This is a genomic window from Patescibacteria group bacterium, from assembly GCA_035288465.1.
GTDB lineage: Bacteria > Patescibacteriota > UBA1384 > DATEAH01 > DATEAH01 > DATEAH01.
This window is the reverse complement of sequence record DATEAH010000003.1, coordinates 21,290-37,729: the sequence shown is the minus strand read 5'-3', so window position 1 is coordinate 37,729 and position 16,440 is coordinate 21,290. Positions and strand designations below refer to the sequence as shown.

At 38.3% G+C, this 16,440-nt stretch carries 17 protein-coding genes; 6 read left to right on the top strand and 11 right to left on the bottom strand.

Annotation, left to right across the window (positions count from 1 at the left end; genetic code table 11):
* Together VJJ80_00620 and VJJ80_00615 are read right to left on the bottom strand one after the other, a co-directional pair.
* Nucleotides 1-341 (bottom strand): hypothetical protein (locus VJJ80_00620; protein ID HLC38620.1); only part of this gene is annotated, 341 nt, incomplete at its 3' end.
* Nucleotides 342-373: 32 nt separating this feature from the next.
* A complete protein-coding gene (locus tag VJJ80_00615; GenBank protein ID HLC38619.1) occupies nt 374-739 on the bottom strand; it encodes a hypothetical protein in 366 nt (121 codons plus the stop codon).
* A gap of 291 nt (nt 740-1,030) precedes the next feature.
* On the opposite strand from VJJ80_00615, the gene ychF reads away from it, so the two are divergent.
* From ychF to VJJ80_00590, 5 genes are all read left to right on the top strand, one after another.
* Nucleotides 1,031-2,128 carry a redox-regulated ATPase YchF gene (gene ychF / locus VJJ80_00610; protein HLC38618.1) on the top strand — a complete coding sequence of 366 codons (1,098 nt, stop codon included), beginning with the start codon at nt 1,031-1,033 and terminating at the stop codon, nt 2,126-2,128.
* Between the two features lie 71 nt (nt 2,129-2,199).
* The gene (gene rpsF / locus VJJ80_00605) at nt 2,200-2,787 is read left to right on the top strand and encodes a 30S ribosomal protein S6 (protein ID HLC38617.1); all 588 of its coding nucleotides are present in this window, start codon (nt 2,200-2,202) and stop codon (nt 2,785-2,787) included.
* Nucleotides 2,788-2,945: 158 nt separating this feature from the next.
* Nucleotides 2,946-3,449, top strand: coding sequence for a single-stranded DNA-binding protein (locus tag VJJ80_00600; protein HLC38616.1), 504 nt, complete (start codon nt 2,946-2,948; stop codon nt 3,447-3,449).
* Between the two features lie 148 nt (nt 3,450-3,597).
* Complete coding sequence (gene rpsR / locus VJJ80_00595) at nt 3,598-3,813, top strand: 30S ribosomal protein S18 (protein ID HLC38615.1); 216 nt, start codon at nt 3,598-3,600, stop codon at nt 3,811-3,813.
* Nucleotides 3,814-3,939: 126 nt separating this feature from the next.
* Nucleotides 3,940-4,485, top strand: coding sequence for a hypothetical protein (locus VJJ80_00590; protein HLC38614.1), 546 nt, complete (start codon nt 3,940-3,942; stop codon nt 4,483-4,485).
* A gap of 66 nt (nt 4,486-4,551) precedes the next feature.
* On the opposite strand, the gene VJJ80_00585 is transcribed toward VJJ80_00590, so the two are convergent.
* The 5 genes from VJJ80_00585 to VJJ80_00565 all read right to left on the bottom strand — a co-directional run bounded on the left by VJJ80_00585 (nt 4,552) and on the right by VJJ80_00565 (nt 8,484).
* Nucleotides 4,552-4,827 (bottom strand): hypothetical protein, encoded by a 276-nt coding sequence (locus VJJ80_00585; GenBank protein ID HLC38613.1) that lies wholly within the window; start codon nt 4,825-4,827, stop codon nt 4,552-4,554.
* Nucleotides 4,828-5,083: 256 nt separating this feature from the next.
* Nucleotides 5,084-5,209, bottom strand: a complete 126-nt coding sequence (locus tag VJJ80_00580; GenBank protein HLC38612.1) for a hypothetical protein — start codon at nt 5,207-5,209, stop codon at nt 5,084-5,086.
* Between the two features lie 198 nt (nt 5,210-5,407).
* A complete protein-coding gene (groL, locus tag VJJ80_00575) occupies nt 5,408-7,096 on the bottom strand; it encodes a chaperonin GroEL (protein ID HLC38611.1) in 1,689 nt (562 codons plus the stop codon).
* 81 nt (nt 7,097-7,177) lie between these two features.
* Nucleotides 7,178-7,477 carry a co-chaperone GroES gene (locus VJJ80_00570; GenBank protein ID HLC38610.1) on the bottom strand — a complete coding sequence of 100 codons (300 nt, stop codon included), beginning with the start codon at nt 7,475-7,477 and terminating at the stop codon, nt 7,178-7,180.
* Between the two features lie 74 nt (nt 7,478-7,551).
* Nucleotides 7,552-8,484 (bottom strand): hypothetical protein, encoded by a 933-nt coding sequence (locus VJJ80_00565; GenBank protein HLC38609.1) that lies wholly within the window; start codon nt 8,482-8,484, stop codon nt 7,552-7,554.
* A 110-nt stretch (nt 8,485-8,594) separates the two neighbouring features.
* Between VJJ80_00565 and trpS the strand changes: the two genes are divergently transcribed.
* Complete coding sequence (gene trpS, locus VJJ80_00560; GenBank protein HLC38608.1) at nt 8,595-9,587, top strand: tryptophan--tRNA ligase; 993 nt, start codon at nt 8,595-8,597, stop codon at nt 9,585-9,587.
* Between the two features lie 111 nt (nt 9,588-9,698).
* Here trpS and VJJ80_00555 read toward each other — a convergent pair whose 3' ends face one another.
* The 4 genes from VJJ80_00555 to VJJ80_00540 form a co-directional block, all read right to left on the bottom strand.
* Nucleotides 9,699-11,069 carry a phosphomannomutase/phosphoglucomutase gene (locus tag VJJ80_00555; GenBank protein ID HLC38607.1) on the bottom strand — a complete coding sequence of 457 codons (1,371 nt, stop codon included), beginning with the start codon at nt 11,067-11,069 and terminating at the stop codon, nt 9,699-9,701.
* 17 nt (nt 11,070-11,086) lie between these two features.
* A complete protein-coding gene (locus tag VJJ80_00550) occupies nt 11,087-12,985 on the bottom strand; it encodes a VanW family protein (GenBank protein ID HLC38606.1) in 1,899 nt (632 codons plus the stop codon).
* A 178-nt stretch (nt 12,986-13,163) separates the two neighbouring features.
* Nucleotides 13,164-15,155: a sodium-translocating pyrophosphatase gene (locus tag VJJ80_00545; protein ID HLC38605.1), complete on the bottom strand. Its 1,992-nt coding sequence runs from the start codon at nt 15,153-15,155 to the stop codon at nt 13,164-13,166.
* Between the two features lie 168 nt (nt 15,156-15,323).
* A complete protein-coding gene (locus VJJ80_00540; protein HLC38604.1) occupies nt 15,324-16,436 on the bottom strand; it encodes a glycosyltransferase family 1 protein in 1,113 nt (370 codons plus the stop codon).
* Nucleotides 16,437-16,440 lie beyond the last annotated feature (4 nt).

The following is a 16,440-nucleotide window of genomic DNA, read 5'->3' as shown; positions in this document are numbered from 1 at the left end:
TCGACAAACATTGTCATTTTCCCATCCGGACCTTCAAAAGTCCTGTACTCCTTAAAGCCAGCTTTTTCTAAAACTTCGCGATTGCTACCTTTAATTATCCAATAAGGTTTCTTTGTTTGAAACTCTTCAGAGTGTATAATTTCCACTAAGTTGTTTACCGCTTCCTGATGTTTTGGTCCAGAATCTTCAAGGGCAGCTTGCCATTTTCTAATCTGCGCTGTATGTTTAGCTTTAGTAAAAACTGGCAACAAGATTGCGATGAGAGTTATAATAATCCAAATCACCACTAGAAGTTCAAATACGGTAAATCCCTGCCTGGTTCCCGACTGCCTGATCGACATGACTCATCACTCCCGAGGTTGTGGTTTGGGCTTTAGTCAACAGCCAGGTGGTGCAATTCTATCGTCGATCCGTTAGGAAGGCACCATTCTCTGACTAAATTGATCGTTCCTGGCGTCAGCACTCGACACTCTAAACCTTCCTCTGCCTCCATAACTTGGACCAGAATGATTTTGTTATGCGCCATCACGGCTTTATAAACTTCTCCCTTCTTGCCCAATTCCTCCAAAAGTCTAGCTCTCTCCTTTTCTGGAGGCAGGGGCAGCGAATAAAAACCAGGTGAGTTAAGAATTTCTTCGACTGCCGAGGGTTCAATTGGTTCCAGTCCGATTGCGCCAAAGGCGGGACGTCCCAAATGAGCCCTAATTGCGCCAAGATTCGGAAACAGTCCGGTTGCCATTGGGATTCGCCCCTTTCTCGGTTGGGCTATTTTGGCCAATGTAGGCAATGGCAAATCGTAGTTAATAAGACTGACGAAATTGCCAATGCTGCTAAAATCTTAACGTACCATTCAAGACACACTGACAGTCGCCCCCGGTTTTCAGCAGTCCAAGCGTACCAATTTCAAAACAAAATATTAAAGTACGACATCTCCTTAATTAGATAAATTATATTATAAAAAACTAGAAATAGCAACTTGCAAATAGAAAATTAAGAATAATTTTGTTAAAATGAATTAAGGGTAAAACTAATGCTAAAAATAGGAATTTTAGGTTTGGCAAATGTGGGAAAATCAACCTTGTTTAACGCCTTGCAAAAAGAAGCCAAGGCGGAAGTTTCTAATTACCCTTTTTGTACAATTGAGTCAAATGTCGGGATTGTGGAAGTTCCGGATGAGCGCTTAGATGAGTTGCAAAAAATTTTGAAGGTGCCGAAAAAGATCCCCGCACCAATCAAATTTATAGATATTGCTGGCTTGATCAAGGGCGCCGCTAAAGGCGAAGGTTTGGGCAATAAATTTCTAGCCAATATTCGAGAAACAGATGCAATTATGATGGTTTTGCGAGCTTTTACCGATTCAAAAATTGTCTCGACGCAAAATGAGGTCAATCCTGAAAAAGAATACGAAACCATCAAGACTGAATTAATTTTAAAGGATTTAGAAACTTGTGAAAAAAGATTAGCCAGCGTGGCAAAAGATATTAAGGCGGGTGAAAAATTAGCTCGCATCGAATTGGAAATTTTGAGAAAAATTAAAGCCGGCCTAAACGAAGAAAAATTAATTTCCGATCTCGGTTTAGAAACTGATGACTTGGAGATTATTTCCAGTTTAAATTTTCTTACCCAAAAACCAGTTTTAGTGGTTTTGAATTGTGATGAAAAAGACTTAAAAAATCCACCCTTTATTCGCCAACTGCCCGAGGAAAGACAGATTGAAATTGCCGCCATTACCGAAGCAGAATTGTCTGAATTTTCCGATCAAGAACGCCTCGAATATTTAAAAGATTTAGGCTTGGCAGAAACAGGTTTGACTCGCTTAATTCGCGCCAGTTTTCATTTATTAAATCTAATTGTTTTTTACACATACACCGATCCGTCTCGCTTTACGCGAGCCGAGACCAAAGGTTTAGTTCAATCTTGGCCAATTCCTAAAAATTCCACCGCCGTTTCCGCGGCTGGACAAGTACATTCAGATTTTGCCCAAAAATTTATCAAAGCCGAAATTTTATCATTTGACGATTTAAAAAAATCAGGTTCCCTGGAAAGATCCAAATCCAAAGGCCAAATTCGCCTTGAAGGTAAAAATTATCAAGTTTGCGATGCCGACATCATCAAGTTTATAATTTAATGTATCTGGGAGTTGCATTTCAGTCAAACTTTTGTTATAGTAATTAATACCTACTATTAATTAGAGGAAAAATGAAATCATATCAATTAGTCATTGCCATTTCTGATCAGGTTGATGAAAAAGAAGTTCAAAAAGTCAGCCAGGAAATCGAAGAAAACATCAAAACTCTTGAAGGCAAAATTCAAGAAATTAAGAATTTAGGCTACAAAAAGCTAGCTTATCCAATCAAAAAAAATCAATCGGCAACTTATTTTTCATTTAGTTTTGATTTAGAACCAGATAAAATTAAAAAACTCCAATCAGAATTAAAATCAATCTCAGCGATTATTAGGATTATGATTTTAAATCTAGAGATGAAAAAATCTGAAAAATCAGCCAAAACTAAAGCCGAAAAAACCGCCCCTCTAGCAGTTATCGCCAAGATTAAAGAAGAAAAACCAGCCCTTACCGCCGCTAAAACCCCTGCCAAAACTGAAATTGCTGAAGTTTTAGAAACTGTCAAAACCGAAAAAGATCTTGAATCTGCTAAAATTAAAGTTATCAAAAAAGCCAAACCAGAGAAAAAAGTTGAAAAACCCGAAATTGCCCAAGAAATTGAATCAGAAGATGAACGAATGAAAAAATTAGAACAAGAATTAGATAAAATTTTAGAAGAATAGAGCTGAAAATTCTAAATCCTAAGCATTAAATCCTAAACAAATCACAAATTCAAAATTTTAAACTACATATAAATTTGGAAAATTAGAAAATTGGAATTTACAAATTGTTTAGAAATTAGATATTAGAAATTAGGGTTTGAAGCTCCGAAGGAGCGATTATGCGTGATTTTAACAAGGTGATCATTTTAGGGAATTTAACCCGCGATCCAGAAATGCGTTATACTCCCAATGGCCAGCCAGTTTGCTCCTTTGGCGTTGCCACCAACCGACGCTGGAATGATGCTTCGGGCAATACCCAAGAAGCGGTAGAATTTCATAATGTCGTGGCTTGGGGCAAGTTAGCCGAAATTTGCAACCAAATCTTAAACAAAGGCCGTAAAACCTTAGTTGAAGGCAGATTGCAAACCCGCAGCTGGGAAGGTCAAGACGGTGTGAAAAGAACCAAAACCGAAATCGTCGCCGAAAATATCTCCGCTTTAGGTGCAGCTGGCGAAAGAAATGTCCCCGATGCTGAAGCCGGAGCCGCCGATCAAAGCCCCGAAACCGAAGAAAAAACCGAAAAGAAATCATCTTCCAAAGATAAACCAGAAAAAGCTGAAAAACCTAACAAAACCAAAAGCAACCCTGATGAAGAAATTAATTTAGACGATATCCCGTTTTAATAATAAATTCTAAATCCTAAGCACTAAATCCTAAACAAATCATAAATTCAAAATCTCAAACCACACATACATTTGGAAAATTAGAAAATTGGAATTTAGAAATTGTTTAGATATTAGAAATTAGGATTTGAAGCTTCGAAGGAGTTTTATGCCTAGAGAAACCAAAAAATATTGTTTTTTTTGTAAAAATAAAATCGATGAAATCGACTTTACCGATGCGCAAATTTTACGCAAATATTTGAATTTTAGCGGTCGCATTCAACCTCGAACCAGAACCGGCACCTGTTCTAAACACCAAAAAAAACTTACCAAGGCTATCAAAAGAGCTCGACAGCTTGATATTTTAAATTACACCAAAGCCTAATTAAAATTAAATATTAAAAAGAAAAGATTAAAGATGAAGATTAATAATAAAAAATTATCTAAATTTTAATTTTTACTTTGAATTTTTGCTCTTTGCTTCTTAATTTTTAATCTTTTGGGAGGGGTCGTGCTAATTCAATTTAGCCGTTTACAATCCAAGCCCTTCTATTGCCTTGAAACAAAAACCGTGCTCGGTAAAATTAAAGATCTTATTTGCGACCCGAAAAATGGTCAAATTTTAGCTTTTGAAATCTTCACCCTGCCTTTGTCTGGCCGCAGATTTATTAGTACCCGAGACGTGCTTGAAACAAATCCGAATTATTTAATTGTCGCCAAAGAAAGCTGTCGCATTAAAGCTGAGGATGTATTAGCCTTAAAAAAGATTGTTGATTCAGGAATTAAAGTCCTCGATGCCTTAGCAAAAAACAAAAAAGGTGAATGGCTCGGTCGCATAGATGATCTCTTAATCGATAGCCAGACTTTATCAATTATTAAATTTTATTTACGCGGCGCCACGATTGGATTTAGCGATAAACCCGTCATCAGCCTGAAACAAAATTCGATTATTCCCGCCGAAGATTTAATTAAAATTACTCTTGAAGCGGTAATTTTTAAAAACCAGATTCAAGGTACAGAAAAAGTTAAAAAAGCCACCGCCCCCGAATTAGCGTGAAATAAAAAAGCCGAAGCTTGGAAAAAATTGAATTTAATTTCAAGCAACGGCTCGAAAAATAACCTTCTATGGTCCATTTGATATTTCAGCTCCATAACCACCGACATGGTCGCCGCGACCTTCATCAGAATCCCCGCCTTCCAATTCATAAAGTTCTCGCTGTAAATCTCCATCACTATGGTCTCTTATCAACCAAATAATGCCGCGACCAAAAACTTTTTCATCGGACCTTAAGCTCAAAACTACATAATCATCATATGAACTTGTGCCAGCACTGAGGCTACGATGGTGAACTAAAAGTTCTATTTCGGTAGTTTCCAATTGTTGCAAAACGTGGCCCATTTCATCGCCAGATCGTGGTAGAATTAAGTATGGACGCGGATGTTTTGAATCTCGGTACACGTGATATGGATCACCAACAACTCTCAGATTTGTGCGTTGATTCCAATAATCGCCCAAGTTTCCATACCAATCGAAAGGCAACAAAAAGCTTTGACCATCAGCAAGTTTAAGTATAAAAGTGATTTGCCGATAGCCCGCTCTAATTCTTTGTGTATCTGATGGAATTTCTTCATTTTCAACCGGATGTTCAAAAACATCAAATAAGCTGTTCGGCTAAATATTTTGGTCTGGTCGTACAAACAATCTTGCCGTTAAGAAGAAGCAATTCGACTCGAGAAACAACGATCGGTGTCTGAATAGGGACCGAAACCTCATTAGGCATCAGCGTTTCCTCCTTGCGCCTCGTGATTCTGGACTGGGTTTACTATATAATAATAATTTCCGAAAATCAATCTTGACACATCAAAAAACCCGCGAGAGAACGCGGGTTTTTATTTTTGCTCTTTGATTTTTAATCTTTAATCTATTTTACCCACGCACCAGTTCGACTTCGACGAGACGGTGCGGGGTTGCGCTTCGCTTACATCATCCCCATACCGCCACCCATACCACCAGGCATGCCAGCACCGGCACCAGCCGCTCCCGAATCATCTTTTTCTGGCAAATCACAAATGGCCGCTTCGGTAGTCAAGAACATCGCGGCCGCAGAAGCGGCATTTTGCAAAGCCGAACGAGTCACCTTTACTGGATCAATAATTCCGACTTTAATCATATCTGTCACTTTACAAGAAACCGCATTATAACCTAAACCAGCTTCAGTGCCAAGTTTAGCGTTTTGAATTTCGGAAATAATGACCGAAGCGTCTTCTGAACCGGCATTTTTAATGATTTGTCGCAAAGGCTCTTCAACCGCTTTGGCAATAATTTTCGCCCCAGCCAAAACTTCGTCAGACAAATCTTTATCAGCGGCTGGTACCTCGATCTTGCCATTTTTAATCACCTTGCCAGCCAGCAACAATGCCGAGCCACCACCAGCCACAACGCCTTCTTCAATGGCTGCTTTTGTCGACGCGACGGCGTTTTCAATTTTTAATTTCTTATAATTTAATTCCGCTTCAGTGGCAGCCCCAACTTTAATCACGCCCACGCCACCAGTTAATTTGGCTAGTCTTTCGTCTAATTTTTCTCGATCAAATTCAGACTTAGATTTTGATTTTTCAATTTTAATTTGATCGATGCGAGCTTTAATCTGTGAGGCTTTGCCTTTACCTTCCACGATGGTGGTATTTTCTTTGTCCGCAATCACTTTACGCGCTTGTCCCAGCATTGAAACTTGAATTTTATCCAATTTCAAGCCTAAATCTTCAGAAATCACTTGAGCACCTGTTAAGACTGCAATATCAGATAAAATTTCTTTTTTGCGGTCACCATAACCTGGCGCCTTCACGACTAAGGTATTAAAAACTCCTCTTAGCTTATTAAGCACCAAGGTTGCTAAAGCTTCACCTTCAACATCATCCGCAATAATCACTAAATCCTTTTTACCAACTTGGATCATTTTTTCAATCACCGGCACAATGTCATTCACAGAGGAAATTTTCTTATCAGTAATCAAAATGTGTGGGTTTTCGAAAACTGATTCCATGCGGGCGGTATCAGTAATCATATAAGCTGAAATATAACCAGAATCAAATTGCATTCCTTCGACAACTTCTTTTTCCAAACCTAAAGTTTGCGATTCTTCAACCGTAATCACGCCGTCTTTGCCAACCGATTCGATAATATCCGCTAAGAGTTCGCCAACTTGCGGGTCTTCAGCAGAAATTGAAGCGACATGCGCGATTTCTTGGCGGGTTTTAATTTGCTTGGCATTATTTTGTAATTGTGCCACGACTTTTCCAGTAGCCAATTCAATACCTCTTTTAATGCCATTTGGATTCACACCCATGGAAACATGCTTTAAACCTTCATTAATCATCGCTTGCGCTAAAACTACCGCCGTGGTCGTCCCGTCACCAGCTGATTCTTTGGTTTTTTCCGCGACTTCCTTCATTAATTCTGCACCCAGATTTTCGAATCTGTTTTTGAGTTCAATTTCTTTAGCAATTGACACACCATCATTGGTCACTGTCGGGGTGCCAAAACCTTTGTCCAAAACCACATTTCTGCCTTTGGGGCCTAAAGTAATTTTGACTGAATCAGCTAAAATATTGGCGCCTTTTTTAAGTTTATTGCGCGCTGACTCGTTAAATTTAATTTGCTTTGCCATATGGCTCCTTTCAAACTAGGTTATAGGTTTCAGGTTCTAGGTTCTAGAAAAACTAGAAGCTAGCACCTAGAAGCTAATTACCTATTTAATAATTGCTAAAATATCACCAGCCTCGATAATAATGACTTTTTTGCTATTAATTTCAATTTCGTCGCCAGAGTATTTCTTGTATAAAACTCGATCGCCAATTTTAACTTCTGGACGAACAAATTTACCCGCCACTTCTTTCCCTCGACCAACCGCGATTACTTTGGCTTCTTGTGGCTTTTCTTTTTCGACTGAATCTGGTAAAATCACGCCACCTTTAGTTTTTTCCGAGATTAAAACTGGCTCTAAAATGACTCGGTCTAACAAAGGCTTAAGATTTAGATTTTTTGACATTTAAACTCCTTTTTAATAAAATTTGGCGGGCTTCACCCCGCAGATAACAGGATAGCATATTATCCCAGATCATGTCAAGAACTGAAATTTTTAGTGCGTTTTGAAAACTCCGCCAGATATCTTAAATGTTTATCTTGACGATAATGGGTTTTGACGACTTGATCTGTCGCCATCACACTCGCATTTTCATCGCCCATTTTTTGCGTGTTTCGGATGATAAGGCGCGTTTGTGTTTTTTGCAATTGTTTCTCCAGCTGTCGGCCAAACATTCCTGCTAGTAATTTTTCTAATAATTTTTTGACTGATCCTTCACGTCCATTTTCGACTTGATCTAAATTTATTTGAAAATTTGGAAAATATTTTTTTAACCAATTTGAATTTTCCCGTTGGTACTTTTGGGCGATTTCTTGAACATATATGATAGGAATAGAAGAAGCCGCTAATTGCGCCAAGTGAAGGTCGGGTGGAGAAAAGACAATTTTGGATAAATCCATCGCTTCTTCGCTTACAAACAAGTTTGGGCAAATTGGGTGATCGTCTTTTCTAAGTCGGTTAAAATCTAAATATAAATTTACCAAAGCCCGCACCGTCCAAATCCGGCCGGGCTGGGTAATAATAATTAAATCAATATCAGAATCATCTTTGGCATTCATATAGGAAAGAGAACCATAAACTGCCACCATTTTGACAAAAGGGATCTGAAATATCCTTTTCGCTACCCTTTTCGCTTTTTGCCTAAGCTGCTTGGAAATTTCTTGTTTCTTTTTCATTTGAGGAATTAGATTAACGCGATTTTTGAAATAATAATAGCCATTTTTTTCAGCAATTATTTTCTGTAATTTAAGGCTATTTTGAAGAGTTTTTTCAACTTCTGCTTTGGTAGCTTCAGTCTGATATAAAAATTGCCAAATTTCACCCGATGTTAAAGGTCGGTTTAACAAATCAAAATAAGCCAGGGTGGCAAAAATTGCCTTTTCAATTTGTGCTGGCGTGAATTTATTTTTCATTGGCTATATTATAACAGACTTGAATTACGAAGCACGAATTAAGAATTATGAATTATGATCAAGGAAAAAATTTGCGAAAATGAAAAGAATTTGATAATGTAAAAATAATTATGAAAAAAGTTTTTTCTGGCATCCAACCTTCAGGCACCCTCACGATCGGAAATTACATTGGTGCCTTAAAACAATTCGCTCAACTCCAAGCAGATCATGAGTGTATTTTTTCGATTGTTGATTTGCATGCCATCACTCAAGAATATCCAGTAGATATTATGCCGCAAAGAATTTTTGAGGCGGCTTTAGATTTTTTGGCTTGTGGCATTGATCCAGAAAAATCCACCCTCTTTGTCCAGTCAGACCGGCCTGAACACACCGAATTAGCTTGGTTATTGGGCACAATTACGCCTTTGGGCGAATTACAACGGATGACCCAATTTAAAGAAAAATCTGCCAAAAGCCACGAAATTGATGCTGGACTTTTAAACTATCCGATTTTAATGGCTGCTGATATCTTAATTTATAAAGCTGAGGAAGTGCCAGTGGGCGAAGACCAGGTCCAACACTTAGAATTAACCAGAGAAATTGCGAGACAATTTAATAAAAAATTTGCTTGCCCCGCTAACGGCGAGGGTGAGACCTTTCCTGAGCCTAAACCAATTTTATCTAAGGCTCCGCGAATCTTAGGACTTGATGGCAATAGCAAAATGTCAAAATCTAATTCGCCCGAGACTTTTATTGCCCTGTCAGATTCACCCAAGACAATTCAGGACAAGGTTGGTGCTGCGGTCACAGATACAGGAACAGAAAAAGAAGTTTCATCTGCGTCGCAAAATTTATTTAATTTGTTAGAGGTTTTTGCCGGACCAGAAACAGCTGATAAATTTCGAAAACAACGCCAAGATGGCACGATCAAATATTCAGAATTGAAACCCGTCTTAGCCGAAGCAATTATTCGCGAGCTTGAACCAATACAAAAAAAGCGCGCTGAATTAGCCAAAAATCCAGACGCGATTAAGAAGATATTAACCGAAGGCGCAGAAAAATTAAAACCTCAAGCTCAAGCCACTCTCGAAGAAGTTAAAGAGAAAATGGGCCTGAAGTACTAATTATTAATTTCTAATTGCTCTAATTGACCTAACCTATCTCGCCTTGCGAGCCAAGGCGGATCAATAACTAATATTATTGGGCAATAAATGAAAAACTTTTTTAAATTAGAATTAAAAATTTTCCTTTGGGGAAATTTCTTTGATTAACTCCGTCTTTTTTTCATTTAATATTTTTTCAGAACCAGCTTCAATATTTAATCTTACCACCGGTTCAGTGTTTGAAGCCCTTAAATTAAACCACCAATCGCCCATATCGCAAGTTAAGCCATCCAATTTATCAATTTTCGCGCCAAGATCAGTATATTTTTTCTCAAGTTTATTCATAATCTCGCCAGCCTCCGCCACTTCTAAATTGATTTCCCCGGTTTGAAAATATGGACTTACAAATGGTGCGACAAATTCTGATAAAGATTTTCCAGTTTCAGAAAGCCAATATATTATTTTGACGATAGAAAACAAACCATCATCAAGCCCAAAATTTTCCGAATACATAAAATGCCCAGAATATTCCGCACCCATCAAACCGCCTTCTAAAATTATTTTTTCCTTATAAAAAGGGTTGCCAATTCGCATCCGAACTGGCTCACCGCCCGCTTTTTTGATCATTTTTGGCACCGCTTTGGAAAAACGCAAATCATAATACACTTTTTGACCGTGTTTATTTTTTAATTCCTGAGTTGCAATTGCGCAAAGCAATAATGCTGCCGGGACGACTTGTCCTTTTTCATCAATCAAAATCGCCCGATCCGCATCGCCGTCAAAAGCAACTCCCAAATCAGCCTTATTTTCTAAAACCTTAGCCTTTAAATCAGTTAAATTTTCTTCAACGACCGGATTTGGGTCATGGTGCGGAAAATTTGCATCAGGTTCAAAATATAATTTGATAACTTTTAAGCTTAACTTTTCAAATAATGGCTCAGCGGAAATTTTAGCCATGCCATTGCCGGCATCGGCGACGATTTTTAAAGGCTTGATGGTGCCAATAATTTTTTCCAAATGCTCCAAATATTCAGGTAAAATATCAAAATTAGTAATTTGTGCCTTTATGTTTGGTGATGCTGAAAAATCGGCTTGATTTTGAATTATCTGAACCTGATTTTTGATTTCAGCCAAACCGCTCAGATTGCTAAATTGAACCGCCCTAGGCCCAATAATTTTAAAACCGTTATAATGGCCGGGATTATGGCTGGCAGTAATCATCACTCCCAATCGATAATTTTTCTTAGCTACGGCAAAATTTAACATCGGCGTCGTTACTGCGCCTAAAAAAATCACCGAACCGCCGGCTTTAGTCACTCCTTGCGCTAAAGATTGAAATAATGGTTCAGACGAAGCACGCATATCACGGCCAACCACGATCTCTTTTTTGTTTTTTTGCCCCAAAGCAAAACCTATCGCATACGCGGTTTCTTCATTAACTTGATCTGGATAAGTGCCACGAATATCATAGGCTTTAAAAATTTCCGGATTAATTTTCGACATATGTGTCCTTGTAAATATTACTGTTGGACTGGGGCACCGGTTTCAACCACGGGACGAGGATATAGGGATGGTGATTTATATAAAGTTTTAAAAACATCGGATCTGACTAATTTACCATTTTGAAAAACATCACGAGTAAAAAGCGCTCCCATTGATCCGTCCGGCTTTGACCATAACACCTTTGGTTTGTTAATCACCGCGAAACGGCCAGCTTTAGTGCTGTAAAAATCAAAAATTATTTTCGTACCTACGGTTTTGGTTTGGATTAAAACATAATAATCAGTATCGTTTTTAAATTTTAAATCAGGATGGGGCGGGTAAATCGTCGCATCAACGCCTGGCCCGTATGGCCACTCGTAATATTTAACCCGATAAGCATGCTCTTTGCGCTCCAAAATTGTAAAACCAGCCAAGAGTGCGGCTCGAAAAGCCGTCGTTGAAACTTGACATAAACCACCACCATACTCCGGAATAGTTTTATTTTCCTTGATGACTAATTCCGGCAAAAAACCAGTTGAAGCATTAACTGACCCTAAATGCTCGTTAAAAGAAAATTCTTCGCCGGGTGAGATTAAAACACCGTTAAATTTTGCCGCCCCAGTTTTAATATTATGAATTCGATTCCGCGGCGACCCGCCAAACGAAGAAATGCCCTCTGCTATCAACTCCACCAAACCCAAACCCAATAAATTATCTTCTCGAACCTTGGGCAAAGTAGTGACAATTTTAATCTTAACTTTTTTATAATCATCATTTTTAATCGCATCAACCAAATCAGTATAAAGTTGTTTTCGATCAATTGCCCTGCCAACCACGGATGGCTTGGTCACAGTTGGCCGACCATTTGCGAAAGACACGCCTGCGTCTTGCGCGGCAACATCAATTTTTAAAGCTAATTGGGCAATATAATCATTAATTTTTGTTTCGTCTAATTGCGCTTGAAGAATCTTTTTGGATTCCTCGCTAATTTTATTTTGATCGCTATTGGCATTAGCAGTACCTGTACTCTCCCCTAAAACCTTAGATGAAGGGATAACTTTAAAATTAATCCAAGACGCAATTTTATCCGTTTCTAATTGAAATTCTTGATCTTTGTAAATAACCAACAAGCCCGAAGCGATCATACTAAGGGCTTCTTTCTTAGCGAAATCAGTATCGCCAATTTCAATTTCGGGCAGAGAAACAACTTGATCAAATTGGATTGGATTAGTTTTAAAATTTGCAATCGCAATTTTAACATCTTTTTCAGATTTAACCTGATCTACTTTTTTGCCCGCTGAAGATGGCACCTCGACAATTTGGCCATCTTCAAATTTCAAAGTCGCATTTTGAAATGGAATATCAACTTCTTTGGCAATTTCATTTAAGTTGTTTTTCCAAGTTTCTTGGTCCCAAGAAAAATCTGCGGCCATTTTTTTAGGTTTAAAAATCAATCCTAATCTCGTGATGCCGGAAACGATAAAATTTTGTTTATGGCCAATTGACATTAATTTATCAAGAATGGCACCCGCATTATATTTTACCCCCAAATCATTTGGTTTTAATTGATAAGTTTTCGTATCGGTTCTCAATTCTAAATTAGCGGTTTTTAAATATTGGTTAGACTGATTTTCTAAATTTTTTTCAGCATCATTAAGAATCATCCCGCCAACATTATTCGAAGCCAACCACACATTAGGATAAATTTTATCAGCCAACACAATTCTCTGCACTAAACAATATACCAAAAAAACCGCAATCGCCGTCGTGATAATTCCTATCATCAAGAGCTGTTTTTTACTTAGCTTGAATTTCCGATCAGATTGCTTTTTTATTTTCGTCAGGATTTGCGATTTAGATTTAGGTTTTTTATTGTTATTTTTTGGAGTAGTTTTTGTGGCAGTTTTTCCCTTTAAGCTATCAATTGATTTTTTCATAAATAAATCCTAAGCGAAAAATTAATTAAATCCTGGTATCAAAAATTTTAGAACTTCAATTGTCCCAATCCAAAAGTATCATAAAAAAGTTCAAAATTCAAAAAATAATTAGGTTCTAGAAAAACTAGAAGCTGGAACCTAGAAGCTATAAACTAATACCTAACAGCTATTACTTTTTTTATAATAATCCAACTATCAATAAGGCGACAATATTTAAAATTTTAATCATCGGATTAATCGCCGGCCCAGCCGTATCTTTGTAGGGATCGCCAACAGTATCGCCGGTCACGGCCGCCGCATGAGCAGGGGAACCTTTACCGCCATATTTACCTTCTTCAATATATTTTTTGGCATTATCCCAAGCGCCACCGCCAGAAGTCATCGAAATTGCCACAAACAAACCGGTTACAATCGAACCGACCAATAAACCACCCAAAGCCTTAGGCCCCAATAGCCAACCCACTAAGATCGGCGTCACCACTGGGAGCAAAGCTGGCAAAATCATTTCCCTTTGAGCCGCTTTAGTCACAATTTCAACACATCGACCGTAATTAGGTTTGGTCTTGCGAGACATAATCCCTTTAATTTCTTTAAATTGGCGTCGCACTTCAAAAACCACCGCGCCAGCAGCTCGGCCAACGGCTGACATTGCCTTGGAAGCAAAATAATAAGGCAAAATGCCACCAATAAACAAACCCACCAAAACATACGGATCACTCAAAACGAAATCCGAAGCCTTAACACCAACATTAACCAATTCCTGAGTATAAGCAGAAAACAAAACCAAGGCGGCTAAACCCGCCGATCCAATCGCATAACCTTTAGTGACTGCTTTGGTGGTGTTGCCAACTGCGTCCAAAGGATCTAAGGTTTCTCTAACTTTAGATGGTAATTCGCTCATTTCCGAAATCCCGGCCGCATTATCAGAAACTGGACCATATGCATCTACTGAAATAATAATCCCCATAATCGACAACATCGACACCGCGGCCGTGGCCACGCCAAAAATTCCCGAAATCAAATACGAGCTTAAAATCCCGGCGGAAATGATTAAAACCGGCCAGGCGGTTGAAGACATCGAAATTGCTAAACCGGCAATTACATTTGTGCCGTGACCAGATTCAGAAGCCTCAGCAATCGCTTGCACTGGACGAAATGATTTTGAGGTAAAATAATCAGTTACAAAAACCAACAAACCAGTTACCCCCAAACCAACCAAAGCAGTATAAAAAAGTCTCATCCCATTTGTAATTTGTGGATTTGCCAATAACCACCAAAAACCCAAAATTGCCAGAATCCCTGCGACAATCAAACCCCAATAAAAACCGGTCATTGGGCTTTTAGTTTGATTTGAAATTCTAATGAAAAATGAACCCAAAATTGAAGCTATCATCGCCACCGCACCCAAAGCTAAAGGTAAAGTAATCATAATTTGGGAATTAAAGATAATTTTTGCCAAAAGCATCGCCGCCACGGTCGTAACCACATAAGTTTCAAATAAATCTGCGGCCATCCCCGCGTCATCACCCACATTATCACCAACATTATCAGCAATCACGGCCGGGTTTCGAGGATCGTCTTCAGGAATTCCAGCTTCCACTTTACCCACTAAATCTGCGCCAACATCCGCCGCTTTGGTGAAAATTCCGCCACCCAATCTGGCAAAAATTGAAATTAAAGAACCGCCAAATCCCAAACCGATTAAAGCTGATAAATTATGAGTTAAGGCATAAAATCCTGTCACTGACAGTAATGCCAGACCTGCCACCAAAAAACCGGTCACTTGACCAGATTTGGCTGCCACCGCAAAAGCTGCTTTTTGACCAGTTCGCGCCGCTTCCGCACATCGCACGTTGGCTCGGGTGGCAATCATCATTCCCACTGCCCCAGACAAAGCGGAAAAAACTGCTCCCAATAAAAATCCTAAAGCCGTTAACCAAGCTAACTTTAATCCCAAAATAACTGCTAAAACCACTGCAATCACGGCAATAATTAAATACTGTCTCTTCAAATATGCCACCGCGCCTTCTTGAATCGCCCGCGCGATTTCTTGCATCTTTTCATTGCCCGCCGGTTTTGCCAGAACCCAAAAAATTAGATAAAGACCAAAAACCAAACCAATTCCCGCTCCGATTAATCCCCAAAGGATAAATTTGTTTTCCAAAGACATCATGCCTCCCTAAAATTATTGAATTTTAATTATCAATGACCAATTATCAATCAAATTCTAATTACCAATAATCAAAAAGAAGAAAGAATTGCTTGGAATTTGGTTATTGGATATTGAATGGTTATTAGAATTTGGAAATTGAAATTTTAAATATTAAATTTAATAAATTTACTTAATCTTATTATATACATTTAGAATTTTTTTCGCCACGTTTTGATAACTAAATTCTTCGGCTTTTTTCAAACCCTTAGCTTTTAATTCCTCTCTTAATTTAGGATCATCAACAATTTTGTTCATCAGCTTTGCCATCTGCTTAATACTTTTGGGATCAAAATAAAGCGCTGCCTCACCTAAAACTTCGGGTAATGATGAGGAGTTTGATGACAAAACTGGCGTCCCACACTTTGCCGCTTCCAAAACCGGCAAACCAAATCCTTCATACAACGAAGGAAAAATAAAAGCCGTGGCGGCGTTATACCAATAAGGCAATTCTTCATCGGAAATAAAACCTGGAATAATAATATCTTTTTTAACTGGTGATTTGGCAATGGCGATTAAAAGTTGACTATAATCTGGGTCTGGTTTGCCGCCAATGACTAATTTAAAATCAGTCTTGGCGGTTTTTTTCGCCAGTTCAAAAGCCCGCACTAATCGGATCAAATTTTTATGAGCCCGCCATTGCCCCACATAAAATAAAAATGGGGTAGCGATTTTTTTCTTTTTAATAAAAGCTTGGACTCGACTTTTGGGAAGCATCTTTAAATTTGAAGGCACCCCTAAATACGTAATCGTGATTTTATCAGGATTAATGGAAAATTTTTTCACAATATCTTTTTTGGTGTTTTCCGATAAAGCAAAAATATGATTGGCGCGACCGGCCGCATCAGCCACCACTACCGACATTGCCCAGCGGTGCAAAATCGATTTTCTGGATCTGGCCGGATATAAATAAAGGGTTAAATCATGAATTGAAACTAAAAATTTTCCAGGCCACAAAATCGGATGGTTAAAACTTAAAAAATGAACAAAATCTAATTTTAACCGGGCAATTTCAAACGGCATTCTCACTTGTTCCATCACCGAATAATGCGGCGAGTCGATTTTGACCACCTGCAAGTTATCTGCTTCTAAATCAAAACTTTCAGCATCTTTTGGATTTAAAAGTAAAAAATATTCATTTTTATGGTCAAGTTTAAGCAAATTTTTCACCAATTCTTGGGTATATCTACCTAAACCGGCATTTTTTAAATCCCAAAATCTAGCATCTAAACCAATCCTCATTTTA

Coding starts and splice junctions, on each gene's coding strand:
- VJJ80_00580 (HLC38612.1), bottom strand. CDS start 5,209: ATGCCTAATGAGGTTTCGGTCCCTATTCAGACACCGATCGTTGTTTCT.
- VJJ80_00615 (HLC38619.1), bottom strand. CDS start 739: ATGGCAACCGGACTGTTTCCGAATCTTGGCGCAATTAGGGCTCATTTG.
- ychF (HLC38618.1), top strand. CDS start 1,031: ATGCTAAAAATAGGAATTTTAGGTTTGGCAAATGTGGGAAAATCAACC.
- VJJ80_00585 (HLC38613.1), bottom strand. CDS start 4,827: ATGGGCCACGTTTTGCAACAATTGGAAACTACCGAAATAGAACTTTTA.
- VJJ80_00540 (HLC38604.1), bottom strand. CDS start 16,436: ATGAGGATTGGTTTAGATGCTAGATTTTGGGATTTAAAAAATGCCGGT.
- VJJ80_00545 (HLC38605.1), bottom strand. CDS start 15,155: ATGTCTTTGGAAAACAAATTTATCCTTTGGGGATTAATCGGAGCGGGA.
- rpsF (HLC38617.1), top strand. CDS start 2,200: ATGAAATCATATCAATTAGTCATTGCCATTTCTGATCAGGTTGATGAA.
- VJJ80_00600 (HLC38616.1), top strand. CDS start 2,946: ATGCGTGATTTTAACAAGGTGATCATTTTAGGGAATTTAACCCGCGAT.
- VJJ80_00555 (HLC38607.1), bottom strand. CDS start 11,069: ATGTCGAAAATTAATCCGGAAATTTTTAAAGCCTATGATATTCGTGGC.
- trpS (HLC38608.1), top strand. CDS start 8,595: ATGAAAAAAGTTTTTTCTGGCATCCAACCTTCAGGCACCCTCACGATC.
- rpsR (HLC38615.1), top strand. CDS start 3,598: ATGCCTAGAGAAACCAAAAAATATTGTTTTTTTTGTAAAAATAAAATC.
- groL (HLC38611.1), bottom strand. CDS start 7,096: ATGGCAAAGCAAATTAAATTTAACGAGTCAGCGCGCAATAAACTTAAA.
- VJJ80_00570 (HLC38610.1), bottom strand. CDS start 7,477: ATGTCAAAAAATCTAAATCTTAAGCCTTTGTTAGACCGAGTCATTTTA.
- VJJ80_00565 (HLC38609.1), bottom strand. CDS start 8,484: ATGAAAAATAAATTCACGCCAGCACAAATTGAAAAGGCAATTTTTGCC.
- VJJ80_00550 (HLC38606.1), bottom strand. CDS start 12,985: ATGAAAAAATCAATTGATAGCTTAAAGGGAAAAACTGCCACAAAAACT.